19 protein-coding genes are annotated in these 18,642 nt (G+C 52.6%); 3 read left to right on the forward strand and 16 right to left on the reverse strand.

Annotated elements, in window-relative coordinates; translation table 11 throughout:
• Window positions 1–57: 57 nt before the first annotated feature.
• Both H573_RS0116160 and H573_RS0116165 read right to left on the reverse strand, forming a co-directional pair.
• Entirely contained in the window at window positions 58–333 is a 276-nt protein-coding gene (locus tag H573_RS0116160) for a type II toxin-antitoxin system RelE/ParE family toxin (RefSeq protein WP_027875174.1), read from the reverse strand.
• Window positions 323–580, reverse strand: coding sequence for a type II toxin-antitoxin system Phd/YefM family antitoxin (locus H573_RS0116165; protein WP_027875175.1), 258 nt, complete (start codon window positions 578–580; stop codon window positions 323–325). The genes H573_RS0116160 and H573_RS0116165 overlap by 11 nt, the downstream gene beginning before the upstream one ends.
• 854 nt (window positions 581–1,434) lie before the next feature.
• On the opposite strand from H573_RS0116165, the gene H573_RS18655 reads away from it, so the two are divergent.
• On the forward strand, window positions 1,435–2,127 hold the full coding sequence (locus H573_RS18655; protein WP_051171388.1) for an RIO1 family regulatory kinase/ATPase domain-containing protein: 693 nt from the start codon (window positions 1,435–1,437) through the stop codon (window positions 2,125–2,127).
• 106 nt (window positions 2,128–2,233) lie between these two features.
• On the opposite strand, the gene H573_RS18660 is transcribed toward H573_RS18655, so the two are convergent.
• From H573_RS18660 to H573_RS0116195, 5 genes are all read right to left on the reverse strand, one after another.
• Window positions 2,234–2,683, reverse strand: a complete 450-nt coding sequence (locus tag H573_RS18660) for a DoxX family protein (protein WP_036257048.1) — start codon at window positions 2,681–2,683, stop codon at window positions 2,234–2,236.
• 12 nt (window positions 2,684–2,695) lie between these two features.
• Window positions 2,696–3,487 carry an HvfC/BufC family peptide modification chaperone gene (locus H573_RS0116180; protein ID WP_027875176.1) on the reverse strand — a complete coding sequence of 264 codons (792 nt, stop codon included), beginning with the start codon at window positions 3,485–3,487 and terminating at the stop codon, window positions 2,696–2,698.
• Window positions 3,477–4,358 carry an MbnB/TglH/ChrH family RiPP precursor modification enzyme gene (locus H573_RS0116185; protein ID WP_027875177.1) on the reverse strand — a complete coding sequence of 294 codons (882 nt, stop codon included), beginning with the start codon at window positions 4,356–4,358 and terminating at the stop codon, window positions 3,477–3,479. Before H573_RS0116185 ends, H573_RS0116180 begins: the two co-directional genes overlap by 11 nt.
• Window positions 4,359–4,362: 4 nt before the next feature.
• A complete protein-coding gene (locus H573_RS0116190) occupies window positions 4,363–4,641 on the reverse strand; it encodes a BufA1 family periplasmic bufferin-type metallophore (RefSeq protein ID WP_027875178.1) in 279 nt (92 codons plus the stop codon).
• Window positions 4,642–4,721: 80 nt separating this feature from the next.
• Window positions 4,722–5,192, reverse strand: coding sequence for a YHS domain-containing (seleno)protein (locus H573_RS0116195; protein WP_027875179.1), 471 nt, complete (start codon window positions 5,190–5,192; stop codon window positions 4,722–4,724).
• A gap of 112 nt (window positions 5,193–5,304) precedes the next feature.
• Here H573_RS0116195 and H573_RS0116200 point away from each other — a divergent pair, with 112 nt between their 5' ends.
• Both H573_RS0116200 and H573_RS0116205 read left to right on the forward strand, forming a co-directional pair.
• Window positions 5,305–6,162, forward strand: coding sequence for an AraC family transcriptional regulator (locus H573_RS0116200; protein ID WP_027875180.1), 858 nt, complete (start codon window positions 5,305–5,307; stop codon window positions 6,160–6,162).
• 479 nt (window positions 6,163–6,641) lie between these two features.
• On the forward strand, window positions 6,642–7,661 hold the full coding sequence (locus H573_RS0116205) for a lipid A deacylase LpxR family protein (RefSeq protein ID WP_027875181.1): 1,020 nt from the start codon (window positions 6,642–6,644) through the stop codon (window positions 7,659–7,661).
• A gap of 7 nt (window positions 7,662–7,668) precedes the next feature.
• Here the strand turns inward: H573_RS0116205 and H573_RS18665 are convergent, their stop codons facing one another.
• The 9 genes from H573_RS18665 to H573_RS0116250 form a co-directional block, all read right to left on the reverse strand.
• On the reverse strand, window positions 7,669–8,613 hold the full coding sequence (locus H573_RS18665; protein ID WP_051171389.1) for a LysR family transcriptional regulator: 945 nt from the start codon (window positions 8,611–8,613) through the stop codon (window positions 7,669–7,671).
• Between the two features lie 528 nt (window positions 8,614–9,141).
• Window positions 9,142–10,155 (reverse strand): UDP-glucose 4-epimerase GalE, encoded by a 1,014-nt coding sequence (gene galE, locus H573_RS0116215; RefSeq protein ID WP_027875182.1) that lies wholly within the window; start codon window positions 10,153–10,155, stop codon window positions 9,142–9,144.
• Window positions 10,156–10,761: 606 nt separating this feature from the next.
• The gene (locus H573_RS0116220; RefSeq protein ID WP_036257049.1) at window positions 10,762–12,174 is read right to left on the reverse strand and encodes a mannose-1-phosphate guanylyltransferase/mannose-6-phosphate isomerase; all 1,413 of its coding nucleotides are present in this window, start codon (window positions 12,172–12,174) and stop codon (window positions 10,762–10,764) included.
• Between the two features lie 312 nt (window positions 12,175–12,486).
• Complete coding sequence (locus H573_RS0116225) at window positions 12,487–13,833, reverse strand: UDP-glucose dehydrogenase family protein (RefSeq protein ID WP_027875184.1); 1,347 nt, start codon at window positions 13,831–13,833, stop codon at window positions 12,487–12,489.
• A 199-nt stretch (window positions 13,834–14,032) separates the two neighbouring features.
• Window positions 14,033–14,908: a dTDP-4-dehydrorhamnose reductase gene (gene rfbD, locus H573_RS0116230; RefSeq protein WP_027875185.1), complete on the reverse strand. Its 876-nt coding sequence runs from the start codon at window positions 14,906–14,908 to the stop codon at window positions 14,033–14,035.
• Window positions 14,905–15,462, reverse strand: a complete 558-nt coding sequence (gene rfbC, locus H573_RS0116235; protein WP_027875186.1) for a dTDP-4-dehydrorhamnose 3,5-epimerase — start codon at window positions 15,460–15,462, stop codon at window positions 14,905–14,907. Before rfbC ends, rfbD begins: the two co-directional genes overlap by 4 nt.
• Window positions 15,463–15,490: 28 nt before the next feature.
• Window positions 15,491–16,372: a glucose-1-phosphate thymidylyltransferase RfbA gene (rfbA, locus tag H573_RS0116240; protein ID WP_027875187.1), complete on the reverse strand. Its 882-nt coding sequence runs from the start codon at window positions 16,370–16,372 to the stop codon at window positions 15,491–15,493.
• A gap of 76 nt (window positions 16,373–16,448) precedes the next feature.
• Complete coding sequence (rfbB, locus tag H573_RS0116245) at window positions 16,449–17,528, reverse strand: dTDP-glucose 4,6-dehydratase (RefSeq protein ID WP_027875188.1); 1,080 nt, start codon at window positions 17,526–17,528, stop codon at window positions 16,449–16,451.
• Window positions 17,525–18,634, reverse strand: coding sequence for a DUF1972 domain-containing protein (locus H573_RS0116250; RefSeq protein WP_027875189.1), 1,110 nt, complete (start codon window positions 18,632–18,634; stop codon window positions 17,525–17,527). Before H573_RS0116250 ends, rfbB begins: the two co-directional genes overlap by 4 nt.
• Window positions 18,635–18,642 lie beyond the last annotated feature (8 nt).

Below are 18,642 nucleotides of genomic sequence, written 5' to 3' on the forward strand. Positions count from 1 at the left end.
AAGGAGGTTCATCACAACCTAGTGCTATGACCACTCCGCCCCTACAAAACCCGAGGTCTAATAAACTCCGTCGTGGTCGCCAATATCAACCAGCACAATATCCTCACCGCGAATCTCAAATTCCAAAATTATTCGATATTGCATATTGATCGATACCGAGGACAAACCCTGTAAACGCCCCTTTAAACCATGCAAGCGAAGCGAGGGATGATACGGATTAACCTCCAGCAACTGCAGCGTTTTTTGGTACTGCCCCATCACCTCAGGGTGCCGTTTAAAGAATTTCTTTGCACGCCTAAGGTAGCTATCGGGGTAAAGTAACCTATAGCTCACTGGTCAAACGCTTAACATGATCATCGACACTTTCAGCCTGATAGCGCCCCTCGCGAATATCCGACCTTGCTTCCTCTAAAGCGGCCGCCAGCTCGTATTCACGCAGTTTGGCGTACTTCTCTATATCCATAACCACATAACGGTTACGTCCACGCACCGAAATCACTAATTCTTCACTATCTCTCAATCGAGATTCGACAGCAGATACACCCTTGGTTTTTAGCTCGTTGGCCGTCAACGTATTCATAGTCACTCCGTGAAAAGTACTATTAATAGCACTCTTAATAGACCCATAAAGAGTACCACACTGAACAAAAATCAACCAGCATCGTCCATATTACCTTTCGGTAGGCTACAACTCCCTCGCGACTGACAGCCTGCCCCACGATATGTAGGAGCGGGCCTGACCGCGACCGATTCACAACTACTACCGTTCGCTCGGGGCGCCCTAAGGCGGGCTGGCCACAGCACTCGCTCCACTCGCGGGCCACGCTGTCCTACAAGGGGCCACAGGGAGTGCTTTGGGTAGCGGTTTTAACCGCGATAAGGGCTCCAACAGCGCTCATCGCCATCAGCGCTGTGGGCCATAGCTAAGCGCTTCGCATCATTCGCGACTGAAGTCGCTCCTACAAAACCATCGCCCCCGTAGGACAGCCTGCCCCACGATATGCAGGAGCGGGCCTGACCGCGACCGGCCCACAACCCCTACCGTTCGATCAGGTCGCCCTAAGGCGGACTGGCCACAGCACTCGCTCCACTCGCGGGCCACGCTGTCCTACAAGGGGCCACACTGCCCTATAAAAACACCTCGTGCCATCGCAGGGCAACGCGCCCCACCTCTGGTAGGAGCGTGCCTTACCTCGACGAATCTCACTAGATCTGCAAGCATACCGTAGGAGCGGTTTTAACCGCGATAAGGGCTCCAACAGCGCTCATCGCCATCAGCGTTTTGGGCACTAGAACCTACGCGAGAATAGGGGCGTTTTGGCTGGTGGGCCTGACCACAAATACCCTCCACAACTATCAGACCAGTAATAAAAACGTTCTGCACAGCGCGTAGTTCAGGGCTGTTTACCCTTCTGCTCGACAGGAGGATTTGCCATGACCCAACAAGATTGCTCGTCGCTGACCCACACCCCCGCCACGCCAGCCCCCAACAACGCGAGACCACCCAGTTGGTACAAGCCGCGCATTCGCGTGGCCACAACAGACGATGGCGCACCACGAGTGTATAAGCGCTACCCAATGCCAGGCTCTGCCGCGAATGCCTATTTCCGCTTGTTGGCCACCCACGAGTTTTCCATGCTGAAACAAATGGACCACTTTTCTTTTACCCCAAGCTCGCCGCGCCTTAACTCGGCAAGCTTAACCTTGAGTTACTCCTACCTACGCGGCACGCCGCTAAAAATCTGGCCGCGCCATACTCCTCTATCCGCGGAATTTTTCCGGGCGTTAATCGCTGCAAGTCGTCAGATGCATCAGCACCAACTGGTTCACCTGGACTTGGGCAATGCCGGAAACATTTTGGTTTCGCCGTCGCAACAGCCTTTAATTATCGACTTTGGATCGGCCCTCAATACCTCACGCTTACCCGCCGTGATCCGCTGCTGGATGATGAGAAAAGACACCCTCGGCATTCTTAAGCTGTGGTACAAATTCAGCCGCGACACCATGCCAAGCGCGCATCAGGAGTACTTTCTGCGTCACTACCGTAAAAACATTTACACGCCCAAACGTTTAAAGAAGGCCCTGAAGCGCCTCATTTTGCGCAAGCTCGGCGTTGCAGGTCGTTGATACAACGACGGCAAATTTGTAATCAACAAAAAAGAAAAAAGGCGTATGGAAAAAGGGGGAAACCACATACGCCAAGCAGGGAGGTAGAGGGGAAAGGCTTAAGCGACTATTTCGACCACTTAGCAATTAAACGATCAACGGAGATTGCCCCCGCGCCATGCACTACGATGTAGGCGGCAAGCAAACCCCACACAAGGTGGTACAACTCGGCCGCTGGCGCGATAGCCTCCAGGCTGATAACCGCGACAAAATTGATAATAAAAATCCCGGCCGCCGCCGTTAGCGAATACAGCCCAAGCACTAACATCACCGGCAGCACCAGCTCGCCAGCGGTCGCAAGAAATGCCGCCACGCCGGCACTGAGCAAGGGCACGCTGTATTCCTCTTCAAACAGAAACAGCGTGGTTTCCCAGTCATCAATTTTGGTTAAGCCCGACTTAATAAATACCGACGCCAAATACAGCCGCGCCGCGAGTAACAGTAGCGGCGACAGGTGCTGCACCCAGCCCCGCACTCGTTGTTCTAACATTGCTGATGTTACGACTAGTGTCTTCATTGTCTTCTCCTGTTAGTTGACGCCCTCAGCACCGACGACGGCGCCGCTAGCGACCATTGTTTGTAGCCATGTCAGCAGTTCCGCCTCCGGCCAGGCGCTTTGAGCAAACAAGCTCGCCACGCTATCGCCTCGCTGGATGGCTTGAAGCAAAAGCAGCTGCTGTTGAGATATCTCTTCCGCTCGAACCTGCCAGCCCGAGCGCGTGACTAAGACGGCCTGCCCCTGCCCATGCGACAGCATGACCTTGGCGCGGCCGAAGGCGACGGTCTCTTGTGGGTTCGGGTGCTTGTGGGCGTGCCAGATATGCGCGACGGGATAGCGCGAGACAAAGATAGCCAGCGCAGTATTCAATACCAAACGGCTTGTCTCAGCTTCCTGTGCCAGCCGCGCAAAGCTGTCGACATTAGCCAGCGCAAGCGCCGACTCCGCCACCTTCATCACAGCGGTATCTAGCTGCGCCACATCGACCAAGTAGTGAACCTGTCGCTGCAGACTGTGGCCCACCAACCAATCTGCCAGGCACTCACCAAACGCAGACCAGTCACCACCGCGATTCCCCGCCGCACGCAAATACTGCACCGCCAGCGCCGCAAAAGTCTGCTCGCCCAGCAATCGCTTCACCGAGGGGTAGCGGCTTGCCAATGCTCGCTCCGCCCTGGCTTCCACGCCTTGGCGATAAAATGCCAAGCCAGCATCGTTATTTGGCGAGGTGAAGGCCAACGGCGCACTTGGTAAATCGCCGCTATCAGACACGGCCTCGCCATAGATTGCTGCCAGAACACGGCTTTGCGACTCAGCCAACATCGACCCGCCCCTCAGCATGAATGCCCTGCATCAGCGCCCGCGCTTGATCCGCTTCGGCCAATAATCGCTCCAGGCTCGGCAGATTGTTATCCCATTCCACCAAGGTGGGGCGCGCGCCAATGCCCTGCAGCGTTTGCCGATAACACTGCCAACCAAGCTCGGAAACCGGGCAGGCATGGTCATCAATAAGCGTTTCTGTAGGGCCCACCTCCGTCGCGCCGGCCAGGTGAATCTCTACCACCGCCTCATGATCCAAGTCGGCGAGGTAGCGCCGCACAGCGGCGCCGACATCGTCTTCAGCGGCATTTCTTGCGTTGACCATCACATTATTCACGTCGAGGATCAGCCCACAGCCAGTGCCTGCAACCAGTTCATTCAAAAACTCCGCTTCGCTAAATTCACCTGCGCCCACATCGAGATAGGCGCAGACATTCTCGATCGCCACCTGCCGCCCCAAGGCTTGCTGCAGCCGGTCTACATTGGCGATAGCATGTCGCAAACTCTCGCGGGTATAGGGAATGGGAAGAAGGTCTCCGCCGTGCACCAACCGGCCATTCACTTCGCCCCAGGCAAAGCAGAGGTGGTCCGACACCAACACCGGGTTGGTAGCGTCCACCAATGCCTTCAGCTTTGCCAGGTAATCATCAGGGATCGCCACTGCTGAGCCCACACCAGCTGACGTGCCGTGCAAACTCACCGCGACATGTTGCGAAAGCTCGACCAACAACTCCTTTAGCATTCCTCCGGCGGCAAAAAAGTTTTCGGAATGCACCTCGACAAAATCTACCGACACACCCGTCTTCACCGCCTGAAGGAAATGCTCGGGACGCAGCCCGATGCCCACAGCCTTGGCATCCTGATGAACCTGCATCGCCCTAGCCCTGTTGCGCGACGATTTTCTTGGCAGTGGCTTTGTCAAAGCCACCCAAACTTTCGCAGGTGCCTTTGGCAACCAGCTTCCATTCGCCGGGGTCGTTAGCCACCTTGGACTGCCCCGCGCAGGAATGGGTACCCGCGATATTGCCGCAGTCATTGCCGCCCACTGGCGATATGCCGTAACACTTTTCCTTGCCACCGGCATAGGCGGCCGGGCTCACCACCGCCCCAGACAGTGCGACAGCCAAAGCAGCGCCTATCATCAATTTCTGGTTCATTGCATTTACCTCTTTTGGTTAATGCCCCGCTGCGGGGCAGTACAGCCGTTCATGAGCGGCGCAGTAACACCGCCGCGAAATTACAATTCAGAAGCCGCCACACTTTTAATGTCGCGCCATACATCGTTGGCCGTTTCGATATAACCCGGCGCATCGGTCAACCAGCGCTTTTGTACGTCTTTGTTCAGGTTGAGATAGAGCTTGTTATCAACAATTTTCCACGCCGTTGGGTCGGTATCGAGCTTCTTTTCCACCGACACGCCAAAGGCACAGAAGCCGCCGTACTGCGGCGCATACGCAGCAGGATTGTCGCGGAACATATTGCGGTTGCCCTCACTCACAAAGTGATAGATGGCATTCTTGTAGGTTGCGGAATAGCGCGGCGATCCCTTTTTGGGTTGCGCTACGGTAAAGTAGGCCACAGGGTCATAGCCCTTAATGGCAACATCGTTCGCATCGGCGTTCATATCAATATCTGCAGCAAAGCTTGATAAGGACGCACCGAAAGTTGCCACGGCCAATAAGGTGTTTAATTTCTTCATGGTAGACATAAGATTGTTCCTGTTCGTTAATGGATGACTACGATGAATACATTACGCTCGGCCCGATGGTGGTAATGGGTAGATCGTTCAAACTTTTGTGCAATTCATACGGAGTACAAGCATGGACAGGCTGTCGTATTTGCTAGACCACCTAAACGTGAGTGCAGGCGTGTTCTTCACTGGCCAGCTATGCGGCCTGACCAACTTTGAAGAAAAAGACGCTGGCCATATTCACGTATTGCGTTCAGGAACGATGGAGGTAGTCGGCAGCGACAAACAAAGGCTCAGCATTGACGAACCCTCGATGATTTTTTCCACCCGCAGTCATCGCCACCAACTCGTGGGGCAGGAGAACAATGGCGCCGAACTGGTCTGCGCCTCGGTGCGCTTTCAAACCGTAAATAGCAGCCCGGTTGTCGATGCGTTGCCAGCACTGGTCACCCTTCCGCTGGCATCTGTGCGCGGGCTCGATACGTTTATAGAGGTGTTATTCGCCGAAGCCGATACCCAGCAGGAAGGCAGCCTGGCGGTAATGAACCGGCTGATGGAAGTGATTTTTGTCGCCGTGCTGCGCCATATTATTTCTGAGGGGGAGTCATCCAAGGGAATGCTTGCAGCACTGGCCGACCCACATTTAAACCGCGTGCTCAGTTATATCGGCGAGCAGCTAAATGGTGATTTATCCGTGGAGCACTTAGCCAACATCGCCGGCATGTCTCGCTCCTCGTTCATTCAACATTTTAAGTCTCTACTCTCCGCATCGCCCGGTGAGTTTGTGCAGCATGCACGCATTTCCGCCGCCAAAAAGCTCATCCTGAAAGACAAGCCCATGTCCGTCATTTGTCATAACGTTGGCTATGACGATGCCTCTGGCTTTTCACGCGCGTTCAAAAAAAATACCGGCATCACGCCACGAGAATGGAAAAAACTACACCTTATTGCGTCTGGCAATCACTCAGAAAACCTAGGGCACCTCTGACTAATTCGGTAATGGCTCAGCGGAGTCTCTGGCGTGCACTGGCGAGGCGCAGCGCGAAGGTCAAGGGTGGTTCTCCTTGACGAGTGTTGCAACGACGACCAGAGTGCGCCAGAGACCCGCCCTTCGGGGCTTTGCCTTATTTCGCCTGACGGCGTTGCGCCCACTTGAAAGGCAACAAGCCTTACTGCCTGAGCGCGCCTTGCCAAACGAAATAAGGCAAAGCCTGAGTTATCATCGAATTAGTCAGAGGTGCCCTAGAATAAGGTAAGCGGTTTTACCGCCAATGTAGCGAATGGTATTGAAAAATTGTTACGAATAATCGGCCATTCGTCGCTTTTACTACGCGCTTTATTCAATACTTATCCGTAAGTCTATACATCACAAATTGTGATAAAAACCATGCCCGCTAATTATTATTAATTGGCAAATCGCTGCACGAAACTCCGCTCATCGACCCATTACCGATGCCGAGCGGAGCCATGAAAACACCACTTATTATTTTAGCCAGTGCGCTGATCCTACTCATCTACACACCAATAAGCTTTGCCGAAAAAAGCCTCGCTGTGTCACTCGACAATGACTTATTCGCCCCCAGACAAACCGACCGGGATTACACGGCGGGGATTGCCGTAAAAATATTCGATGACAGCAATGTCGCTCAACTGCCCGCCCTAGACCGCGCTTTAGCCGCTGCTGACAAACTTGCCGGCGGCAGCGCAATTCTTACCGCCAAACAAAACCACACGGCGCTGGAATTTGGTTTCTACGGCTTTACCCCGGAAGAGATCGACAACGCGCACATCATTCCCAACGACCGCCCCTATTCCAGCCTGATTTACCTATCGGCCAGCCGCGCCTATCAAGCGGCGAACAGCCTCAATGGCTGGACGAGTTCTCTCACTGTAGGAGCACTGGGCCTCGATGTTTTCAAAGCCTCACAAAACACCGTGCACCGGCTGGTTGGCAGCAAACGGGCCGAAGGTTGGCGGCACCAAATCTCTGACGGCGGCGAATTAACAGCGCGTTACTCGCTGGCCTATCACGACTACACCAGCCTCAACAGCCAGCGCACAAAACTAAAGCTCAGTTATTTTTCGTCGCTCGGCTATCTTACCGAGGCGGGTGTCGCGCTGTCCTTTCGCGACGGACTGATCTCTTCGCCCAGCAATCGCTTTAACCCGGAGCTAACCCACTACGGTGAACACGCCACCGATACAGGTGGCGGGCATAGCCGCGAACACTATTTCTGGGCGGGAGTCTCCCTAAAGGCGCGCGCCTACAACGCGTTTCTGCAAGGCCAGTTCCGTCAAAGTCGCCATACCATCAGCCACGAAGATGTGCGCTATCTATTGGCCGAGGCCTGGCTGGGCTACACCTTTGCATTAAGCAACCGCTACACTCTCAGTTATGTGGCGCGGGTGCAAAGTTCGGAAATACAAGGCGGAAAGGGAGACCGCTTACTAAGTTGGGGCGGCCTGGTGTTGAGCCGAACGCTGTGAAGAAGCGCTAGCCGTGCTGGGAACAGTCGCGCCCTCGCGCCGCCATTGCCTGCTGCCAACACGCTGTGGCGATGCTTTCAATTTGCTGGCGCATCCACGCAATGCCCTCGTCGCGGTCATGGCGGCGGTGCCAGGCAAGGTGGATAGCAGTCTCAGGAACACTCAGCGGTAGTTCAGCGATGGCAATCCCCTCGCGGAAGGCACAGTCGCTGGTGATTACCTCGGGAATTGCCGCTATCAAATCAGAATGCCGCAGTAATTCAGGCACCGCCGAAAAATGATTAACGGTAACGGCAATGCGGCGCTCTTCCCCCAACACGCTCAGCGCATCATCTACTACACCTTGCGCATCACCTGACATCGTTGCCAGTAAATGGCGAGCGCGTAGAAATTGCTCAAGCGTAAATTTTGTCTCCGCCAGGGGGTGACCACTGCGCATCGCCAACACATAGCCGGTGGAAAATAACGAGTGGCTACGCAGGCTGTGGTCTTGCTCGTCGATAATTCCAACCAATAAATCTACGCTGGCTTCGCGCAGTTGCTCCACCGCGGTGCTCGGCGAAAATGACACTGCATGTAAATTAATGCCCGGCGCGTTGCGCTGCAATGCACAAACCAGTGGCTGCCACACCATTTCCAGAATTAAATCGGTAACCGCAACCCGAAAGGTGCGAGTAGAACTTGCCGCCTCAAACGCTTGCACATCCACTGCCGCTGCCAACTCATCAATTGGCCCGCGTACCTGACTCCACAAACTTAGTGCAAAGGCCGTTGGCGCGATCGCCCGCCCTTTCTTCACAAACAGCGGGTCGTTCCACACCGACCGCATCCGCGACACCGCATTTGACACCGCGGGCTGCGTCATACCCAAGCGCTCAGCAGCACGCGTGATCGACCGCTCAACCATAATCGCATTGAAAATATGCAATAAATTGAGTTCCTGGTTCTTCATCACCCCGTTCCCATTAGCGGCAACACCCGCCAACAGTAAACCATTTTTAAAAAACGTGCTGAAAACCCAAGAGCGGGCCTGACCGCGACAGACCTAGCGACCATGGAGTAGGAACGGTTTCAACCGCGATAAGGATTCCAACAAAGCTCATCGCCATCAGTACTTTGGGCGCTAGCTCAGCACTCCGAACCTTCGCGACTAACAGCGTGCCCCGCGACCGTAGGGAGTGCCTTGGGTAAGTCGCTCCTACAAAAAAACAAGAGACCGTGGCCCGTAGGACAGCGTGCCCCGTGACCGTAGGGAACGCTTTGGGTAGCGGGCCTGACCGCGACCGGCCCACAATCCCTACCGTTCGCTCAGGTCGCCCTCAGGCGGGCTCCTACAAGGGGCCACAATGTCCTACAGAAACACCTCGTGCCATCTGTATTGCAACGCGCGCCGCCTCTTGTAGGACAGCGTGCCCCATGACCGCAGGGAATGTTTTGGGTAGCGGGCCTGACCGCGACCATCCCCCTACCCCCTCTCTACCTACCGATACCCGTCTGGATTATTGCTCTGCCAACGCCAGGTATCTTCCATCATCTTCTCCAGGCTACTCCCAGCTGACCACCCCAATAGGCTTTTGGCTTTATCGGCATTTGCCCAAAACGCAGGCAGGTCGCCACTGCGGCGCGGCGCAAATTTGTACGGCACACTCTGACCCGTCACTGAAGTAAATGCATTCACCATCTCCAGTACCGACACGCCGTTGCCCGTACCCAGGTTGATCGCATGCAAACCCGTTTCTTCCAATGCCTGCAGGGCGCGGCAATGACCGTCGGCCAAATCCACTACATGTAAATAGTCGCGAATACAGGTCCCATCCGGGGTGTCGTAATCATCACCAAAAATTGCCAGCTCGGGCAATTTACCTACGGCAACACGGGCGATAAATGGCATCAAATTATTGGGAATGCCCAGAGGGTCCTCACCAATAAACCCCGACTTATGGGCACCAATGGGATTGAAGTAACGCAGCGCTGCCACTGACCAACGCCCATCAGCAATGCACAGGTCAGCTAACACTCGCTCCACCATCGATTTCGACGCACCGTATGGGCTGGAGGGCTGCCCCAGCGGCATGGTTTCCACGTACGGCACCGGCGCGTCGGGGCCATACACCGTAGCGGATGAACTGAACACTAACTTGAACACCCCGGCATTTGCCATGGCCTGACACAATACCAAGGTGCCATTCACGTTGTTGTCGTAGTACTTCAGCGGCTGATCAACACTCTCGCCCACCGCTTTTAACCCCGCGAAATGAATCACCGCGTCAATCGCATGCTCTGCAAACAACGCCGACAGCGCGCCCGCGTCACGCACGTCGCCCTGAACAAATACCGGTGATTTTCCGGTAATCTTCTCTATGCGATTCAACACCTCGGCATTGCTGTTTACCAAGTTATCCAGCACAACCACGCCGTGGCCTTGCTCCAACAACTCAACAACAGTATGGCTGCCGATATAGCCCGCACCGCCTGTTACCAAAATCGTCGCCATACCTTACAACTCCGTATTTCTATAATTACCACCGCCAAAGCGCACTCGTCCTACAAAACACTTCGCAGCACTTGTAGGAGCGGTTTTAACCGCGATCAGAGGCCTCTACAGAGTCCGAGACTATAAGCACCATCGCCCAAAACCCCGCGCTCCGAACCTTCGCGACTTAAGTCGCTCCTACAAAAACACCCCGTAGCACCGCCCCATCTCTTGTAGGAGCGGTTTTAACCGCGATGAGGGCTCCAACAAAGCTCATCACCATCAGCGCTGCGGACCATAGCTAAGCGCTTCGAACCTTCGCGACTAACAGCGTGCCCCGCGACCGCAGGGAGTGCTTTGGGTAAGTCGCTCCTACGAAAACACCTCGTAGCACCTGTGGGGCAACGTGCCCCACCTCTTGTAGGACAGCGTGCCCCATGACCGCAGGGAATGTTTTGGGTAGCGGGCCTGACCGCGACCAATCCTCAACCCCTACCGCTCGCTCGGGTCGCCCTCAGGCGGGCTCCTACTTTGGGTAAGTCGCTCCTACAAAATCATCTCCCCTCAAACACAAAAAAGCCCAAACTACACACGCAGCTCGGGCTTCTTCACGGGCCTTAAATGCGACTATTTTGGCGCACGACCATAGCGGTCTTCAAAACGCACAATATCATCTTCCCCCAGATAAGAGCCCGACTGCACTTCAATCAGCTCCAGCGGGATCACACCGGGGTTCTCCAATGCATGAACAACACCAACAGGAATATAGGTCGACTGATTTTCCGTCAACATAATTTCTTTATCGCCATTGGTCACTTTTGCAGTACCCGACACCACTATCCAATGCTCAGCGCGGTGATGATGCATTTGCACCGATAACTTCGCGCCAGGATTCACGGTAATACGCTTAACTTGATAGCGCTCGCCATTATCAATGGAATCGTAAACGCCCCAGGGCCGATGAACATGGCGGTGATGCAAAATCTCGTTGCGCCCCTCCGCCTTTAATTGCTCAACAATTTTTTTCACATCCTGTACTTGATGTTTATCTGCCACCAGGACGGCGTCATTGCTTTCCACCACAACCACATCTTTCAAGCCGACAGTGGCCACCAGGCGACTCTCAGCACGAATATAGCTACCGTTGGTATTGTGGGTCAGCACATCGCCATGCACGACGTTATCGTCGCCGTCACCCTCGCTCACTTCCCACAGCGACGACCACGCACCCACATCGCTCCAACCCGCCGACAGCGGCACGACAACGGCCTTGGTCGTTTTTTCCATTACCGCGTAGTCAACAGAATCATCGGGGCAGGCAGTAAAGGCATCCTTACCCACACGCAGAAAATCAGCATCTTGGCTACGCTCGGCAAATGCGGCCTCACAGGCGGCATAAATATCGGGCCGATGGGCCTTTAGCTCTGCTAAATAGGTATCCGCGGCAAACATAAACATACCGCTATTCCAGTAGTATGCGCCATCATCCAGATAGGATTGCGCAGTCTCTGCATCAGGCTTTTCTACAAACTGTGCTACCGAATACGCACCACCCTGCTCATCACCACGGCGAATATAACCGTAACCGGTATGCGCACTCTCAGGCACAATACCAAACGTAACTAAAGCACCACTCTCAGCCTGCTTTGCCGCCTCAGCGACCGCCTGATGAAACGCAGGCACATCCTGAATCAAGTGGTCTGCCGCCATCACCAACATTAATGGTGACTGCCCCTCGTTGCGCGCAAGCAGATCAAACGCCGCCAAGGCGATGGCCGGGGCAGTGTTACGCCCTACCGGCTCCAATATAATCGATGACAATGCACGCCCTGCATCCTGGGCCTGCTGAGCAACAATAAAACGGTGCTCTTCATTACAGATAACCGTGCTACCAGAAACCTCTACACCGTCTAACCGAGCCAGCGTTTCCTGCAACATGGTTTGCTCGCCAGCAATAGTCAGAAACTGTTTAGGGAAGCGTCCGCGACTGGCCGGCCATAAGCGGCTACCGCTACCACCAGCCATAATTACTGCGTACATCGAGCTTCCTCTCGTCCTGTATAAGAATGTAATTTCAAAATTCTAACGCTAGCTAACAACGTCTGCCTCGACCCGTAGGAGCGGTTTACCCACAGCACTCCCTTCGGTCGCGGGGCACACTGTTAACCGCGATTAAAGGTCTCAACCGAGTCCAATGCTATAAGTACCATCGGCCAAAGCTCAGCGCTCCGAACCATTCGCGACTAAAGTCGCTCCTACAAAAACCTACCCTGCAACCTAGGCTCACTGTAGGACAGCGTGCCCCACCAGTAGGAGCGGTTTCAACCGCGATAGGAGCCCAATAAAGCCTACCTACCCTTCAACAACCCTAACACTGCGCCCACGACCAATGCCGTAATACGCCAAGCCATAGCCCTCAACCAGCTCTGGCTCATATTGGTTGCGGCCATCCACAATAACGGGGTGGGTCAACGACGCCTTCACTAGCTCAAAGTCCGGCGCCTTAAACACGTTCCACTCCGTACACACAACCAAGGCATCTGCGCCATTTAGAGCCGCCTCCTTGGTACCCATCAATGCTAAGTCTGAACGGTGCCCGTAAATACGCTGGGTTTCATTCATCGCTTCCGGGTCATAGGCCTGAACACTCCCGCCCGCTGCCCATACCGCTTCCATTAACACACGGCTCGGCGCGTCGCGCATATCGTCTGTATTCGGCTTGAAAGAAAGCCCCCACAGGGCAACTTTCTTACCTTGTAAATCGCCATTGAAGTGCTGAGACAAGTTCTCAAACAATTTACATTTCTGCCGCTTATTCACCGCCTCAACCGAGCGCAGTAGCTCTGGCGTGTAACCCACCTTTTCTGCGGTGCGCACCAACGCCTGAACATCCTTAGGGAAGCACGAGCCCCCATAGCCGCAGCCTGGATAAATGAAGGAATAACCAATACGCGGGTCAGAACCAATGCCCTGGCGAACCTTTTCCACATCGGCACCCAAACGCTCAGCAAGGTTCGCAATCTCGTTCATAAAACTGATTTTGGTTGCCAACATACAGTTAGCCGCGTACTTAGTCAGCTCCGCCGAACGCACATCCATCACAATCAATTTTTCGTGATTGCGATTAAACGGCGCATACAACTCACGCATCTTCTCTTCGACAGCAGGGCTGTCAGTGCCAACGATAATACGATCCGGCTTTTGGCAATCGGCTACTGCTGCACCTTCTTTCAAAAACTCGGGGTTAGACACAACATCAAAAGGAATAGCAACGCCACGCTCCGCCAGCACCGAGGCAACACACTCACTAACCTTGTCTGCCGTACCGACAGGTACTGTAGACTTGTCGACAATAATGCGGTGCTCTTCCATGTAGGTAGCAATAGTCTTAGCAACGGCCAATACATACTGGAGATCTGCCGAGCCATCTTCATCAGGCGGCGTACCCACCGCAATAAACTGAATACGGCCATGCTTAACGCCCAGCTCAGCGTCAGTCGTAAACTGCAAGCGCCCCGCCTCAACATTAGCCTGCACCAATGGCGTTAAGCCCGGTTCGTATATAGGAATTATGCCTTTTTTGAGGTTTTCCACCCGCTCAGCATTAACATCCACACATACAACGTCGTGGCCAACGCCAGCCAAGACTGCGGCTTGCACCAAACCTACATAACCAATGCCGAAAACTGTTACTTTCATAAATCAGACCTGACCAATCTTACAATCTTAGATTTTAACATAGCCAGCAGCGCCTGCTCTCACATCGGGGAACCCAGCAGCATAAGCCGTAGTAATCACGTACCTTAATCGCTATTTAGTCGAGATAAACATTAAATTTTTAGGCATTACATCTGGTAGTTACAAAGCGTGCTCTATCAAGATTACCTTTTAGCACGATTTAGGAAATCTTAGGCAAAACCGTCAGCAAAGCACTTTTCCAATCACAGGCAGGAATAGCGAAATCCTTCATGAGCTTCTCGCCTGTCATAACAGAATAAGCAGGACGAGCTGCCGGAGTGGGATAATCAGCTGTCGTTATCGCATTTACTATCGGTGTTGTTGAGAGCAATCCGCTATTGCTGGCTTCGTGGAATATCTCGTTTGCGAAAGCATGCCAACTTACAGCCTCGTCACCCGCGAAGTGATATATGCCGCCGCAGAAGCTCCCCTCTTTTACTTGCTCAGCGAGCACATTGCAGGCTTTGGCAATATCACCGGCGTAAGTTGGGCAACCAATTTGATCTGCAACGACCCCGAGCTCACCTCGCTCTTTCCCAAGCCGTAACATTGTTTTCACAAAATTATTGCCGTACTCACTGAATACCCAAGCTGTGCGAAGGATAATATGCCTATCACAGCGGCGCTGAACCTCTCTTTCGCCGTCTAGCTTTGTTTGCCCATATACCCCCTGGGGGTTCGTTTCATCACCTTCGGAATATGGGCTATGCGCAGCACCGTCAAAAACATAGTCGGTAGAAATATGAATCAGCAGCGCATTCACCTCAGCGGCCGCATCCGCAAGGTTTGCGGGCCCAGCTACATTTATGGCATAGGCAAGTTCGGGCTCTGACTCTGCCTTATCAACAGCGGTATATGCGGCGGCATTGATAATAACGTCTGGGCAAAATGCTTTAACGGTTTGGGCTACCGCAGCCGCATCGCTAATATCCAGGGCATCACGTCCCAGGGCCTTCAGCTCGTGGCCTGAGCCAGCATAGACATCTCGTGTGCAACGTCCGACTTGTCCATTTGCACCCGTTAGCAAAACCTTCATGCACCCAGCTCCGCTTTTAACTCTGAAAAACTAGGCGCAGCGCTGTCTTTCTCAGAAAGCTGGATTTCCGCACCACTAATGCTCGGCCACTGAATAGCTAACTCCCCGTCATCCCAAGATAACGAGCCTTCGTCGCTGGGGTCGTAGTAATCCGTACATTTATACTCAAAATCTGCAGTATCACTCAGCACCAAAAACCCATGAGCAAAACCTGGCGGCACCCAAAACTGGCGTTTATTTTCTTCAGAGAGGATAACCCCCTCCCACTGCCCAAAGCTTGGTGATCCCTTACGAATGTCTACAGCGACGTCAAACACCTCACCGCGAACAACACGCACCAACTTACCCTGCGGTTTAGTTTTCTGAAAATGTAGACCTCTCAACACCCCCTTCTGGGAGCGAGAGTGATTATCCTGCACAAACGTCAGATCTATACCGGCCTGATCGCGGTACCGCTCTGCCTGAAATGTTTCGAGGAAAAAGCCGCGTTCGTCGCCAAAAACCTTCGGCTCTATAATCACGCAATCCTTAAGTTTTGTTGGAATAACGTTCATAAAACTGTCCCATCAACATGCGTGGAATTTATTGGTAGCCGTCGGCCACTTTTAGCAAGTACTGGCCATAGCCTGTCTTTTTTAAGGCTACTGCTTGCTCAGCAAGCTGCTCTTGACTTATCCACCCCTGCCGATAGGCGATTTCTTCTAAACAGGCTACTTTTAAACCCTGACGATGCTCTACAGTCTGAACAAAATGCCCAGCCTCAATTAAAGAATCGTGAGTACCTGTATCCAGCCAAGCAAAGCCTCGACCGAGCACTTGAACATTGAGCTTACCTGCCTCCAGATAGGCCATATTTACGTCAGTAATTTCCAGCTCGCCGCGAGCTGAGGGCTGGATGTTTCGCGCAATATCCACTACGTCGTTGTCGTAGAAGTAGAGGCCTGTCACCGCATAAGAAGACTTTGGCTGGGAAGGCTTTTCTTCAATGCTTATTGCTTTACCACTTGCATCGAACTCAACCACACCAAAGCGTTCGGGATCAGTAACGTGATACCCAAACACCGTCGCCCCCGACGCTAACGCAGCAGCCTGCTTTAGCTTTTCGCTAAAGTGCTGCCCATAGAAAATATTATCGCCTAATACCAAACTCACATTATCGTTACCGATAAAATCAGAGCCAATGGTAAATGCCTGCGCCAAGCCATCTGGGCTGGGCTGTTCAGCATAGCTAATTGAAATACCAAAACGACTACCATCACCCAATAAACGCTGAAAACCTGGCAAATCTGTAGGGGTAGATATAACTAATACTTCGCGAATACCAGAGAGCATCAACACCGAGAGCGGATAATAGATCATCGGCTTGTCATAAATGGGCAGTAGCTGCTTAGATATGCCCATAGTAATGGGGTGCAGACGAGTACCAGACCCACCCGCCAAAATAATACCTTTATAGGGCTTCATAACTATCCTTGATTAACATTCACTGTTGTAGGAGCGGCTTGAGCCGCGAATAACCTGAGTTCTGCGCTATATACACCTACGCACTCTCACCTAACCGAGCCAGTTGATAATCTCCTGAGAGCACCCTCTCCCACCACTCACGATTTTCTAAGTACCAAGCAACCGTTTTTCTCATTCCGGTTTCAAACGTCTCCTCCGGCACCCAGCCTAATTCACGCTGAATTTTACCAGCATCAATCGCATAGCGAGCGTCATGGCCGGGCCGGTCTTTAACGAAGGTAATTAACCGCTTAAAACCACCTTCGCAACCACTAGCTAAGGAGTTAGAATTTTCAGGAGCCAATTCCTCCAACAGTTCACATATCGTATTTACAACATCGATATTCTGCTTTTCATTGTGCCCCCCAATATTGTAGGTTTCACCCACCTCGCCTTCAGTAACCACTTGCACCAGCGCCCGCGCGTGATCTTCCACATACAGCCAATCGCGAATCTGCTTCCCATCGCCATATACAGGCAGTGGCTTGCCAGAAAGCGCGTTTAAAATCATGTGCGGAATGAGCTTTTCGGGAAAGTGATATGGCCCATAGTTATTTGAGCAATTCGTAATGAGCACCGGCAAGCCATAGGTGCGATACCATGCACGAACCAAATGATCAGAACTTGCTTTTGACGCAGAGTATGGTGAACTTGGGGCATACGGCGTTGTTTCCAGGAACAGGTCGTCAGTACCTTCCAAGTCACCGTACACTTCATCGGTAGAGATATGATGGAAACGAAAGCGACTCTTCGTTTCGCCTGACAAACTCGACCAATAAGCCCGTGCACACTCTAGTAGGTTATAGGTGCCGACTATGTTTGTTTGAATAAATTCACCAGGCCCATCAATAGACCGATCGACATGACTCTCTGCCGCCAAGTGCATAACGACATCTGGTTGATGCTTAGAGAAAACTCTGTCAACTGCTAAACGGTCACAAATATCCACTTGTTCAAAGCAGTATTTATTATTAATAAGTTCAGCAGGGATACTTTCTAAATTCCCCGCATAAGTAAGTGCATCTACATTCACAACAGAATGTTTAGAATTAGCAAGTAATTGGCGTACTACAGTACTACCTATAAAACCGGCTCCGCCAGTGACCAAGAATTTCATGCATTACCTTCGGGATAGTGTTTTAAGAGAAGTGCTTCATATTGTTCAAGTATGGAGTCCCACTGAAAACGCGCATTAAATTGGGATGCACTATTTCGCTTCATCTGATCGACTTGTTGCTCATCATCCAAGAGATGCTCAAGCAAACGTGAAAAACCATCAGCACCAGAAAAGTACTCCGCCCCATCATCCGCCACCCAGCGGTTGAAAGGATTATCGTGGGCCAAAACTGCATTTCCTGCACCCAAAGCCTCTACCAACGAGGGGTTAGTCCCCCCCACCTGATGACCATGAATATAAAAACGGGCGTAGAAACGTAGCGCACTAACAACGTCAATATCATAAATGGCCCCAGGGAAAATCACTTCGCCAGAGGCAGCCGCCTTCACCGCTCTGTGATAGGCATTGCCATCACTATAGTTGCCCAAGACGACCAATTTATGCCCACGAGGTTGACGGGAAAAACCTTGTACAATTTCGAGTAGGGAATTTTCCGGTTCGGCCCGAGCAATCACTATCGAATAGTCATCAGCCTCAAGGCCTAGTGCAGCAAGCTTAGACTGATCGGCAGCCTCCACATGCAGGCCACCATATGGAATCATTGTGATTTTTCGCCGAGACACACGAGTCGCTAAATGGTCCTCAATACGAGGATGATCTGCGATCAAATGATTGCCAAACCAACAACCAAAGCGCTCATTTATCCAGAACCACACCTTCGCTAAATGCCCCCATTTCCGGCGCTTCCATTCTACTCCATCCATATTAATCACGTTATTTTTACCAAAAATGCGATAAAGGATATTAAAGATCGCCGTATTATACCCAAGGGTCAAAAAGACTCCGCTTTTTTTTAGGGAATGAATTATCGACTTAAAATCAAAAACAATCGTACCCAACGGCCCAGCCTGGGCAACCGGTATATGAACCCGCTTCACACCCAACCAATTAGACTCATAGACTGGGCCATGCCCCTCCTCCTGGCAATATACTGTTACCCGCCAATCTTTTTCTACTAAGTACTTGGACAAATACTCGGCAAACGTCTCAAAACCACCATGATGTGCGGGCACACCACGCACACCTAATATCGCAAGATTCTTCAAAATCCGTA

Origin of the sequence: Neomelitea salexigens DSM 19753 (assembly GCF_000422345.1) — a bacterium.
GTDB lineage: Bacteria > Pseudomonadota > Gammaproteobacteria > Pseudomonadales > Spongiibacteraceae > Spongiibacter > Spongiibacter marinus_A.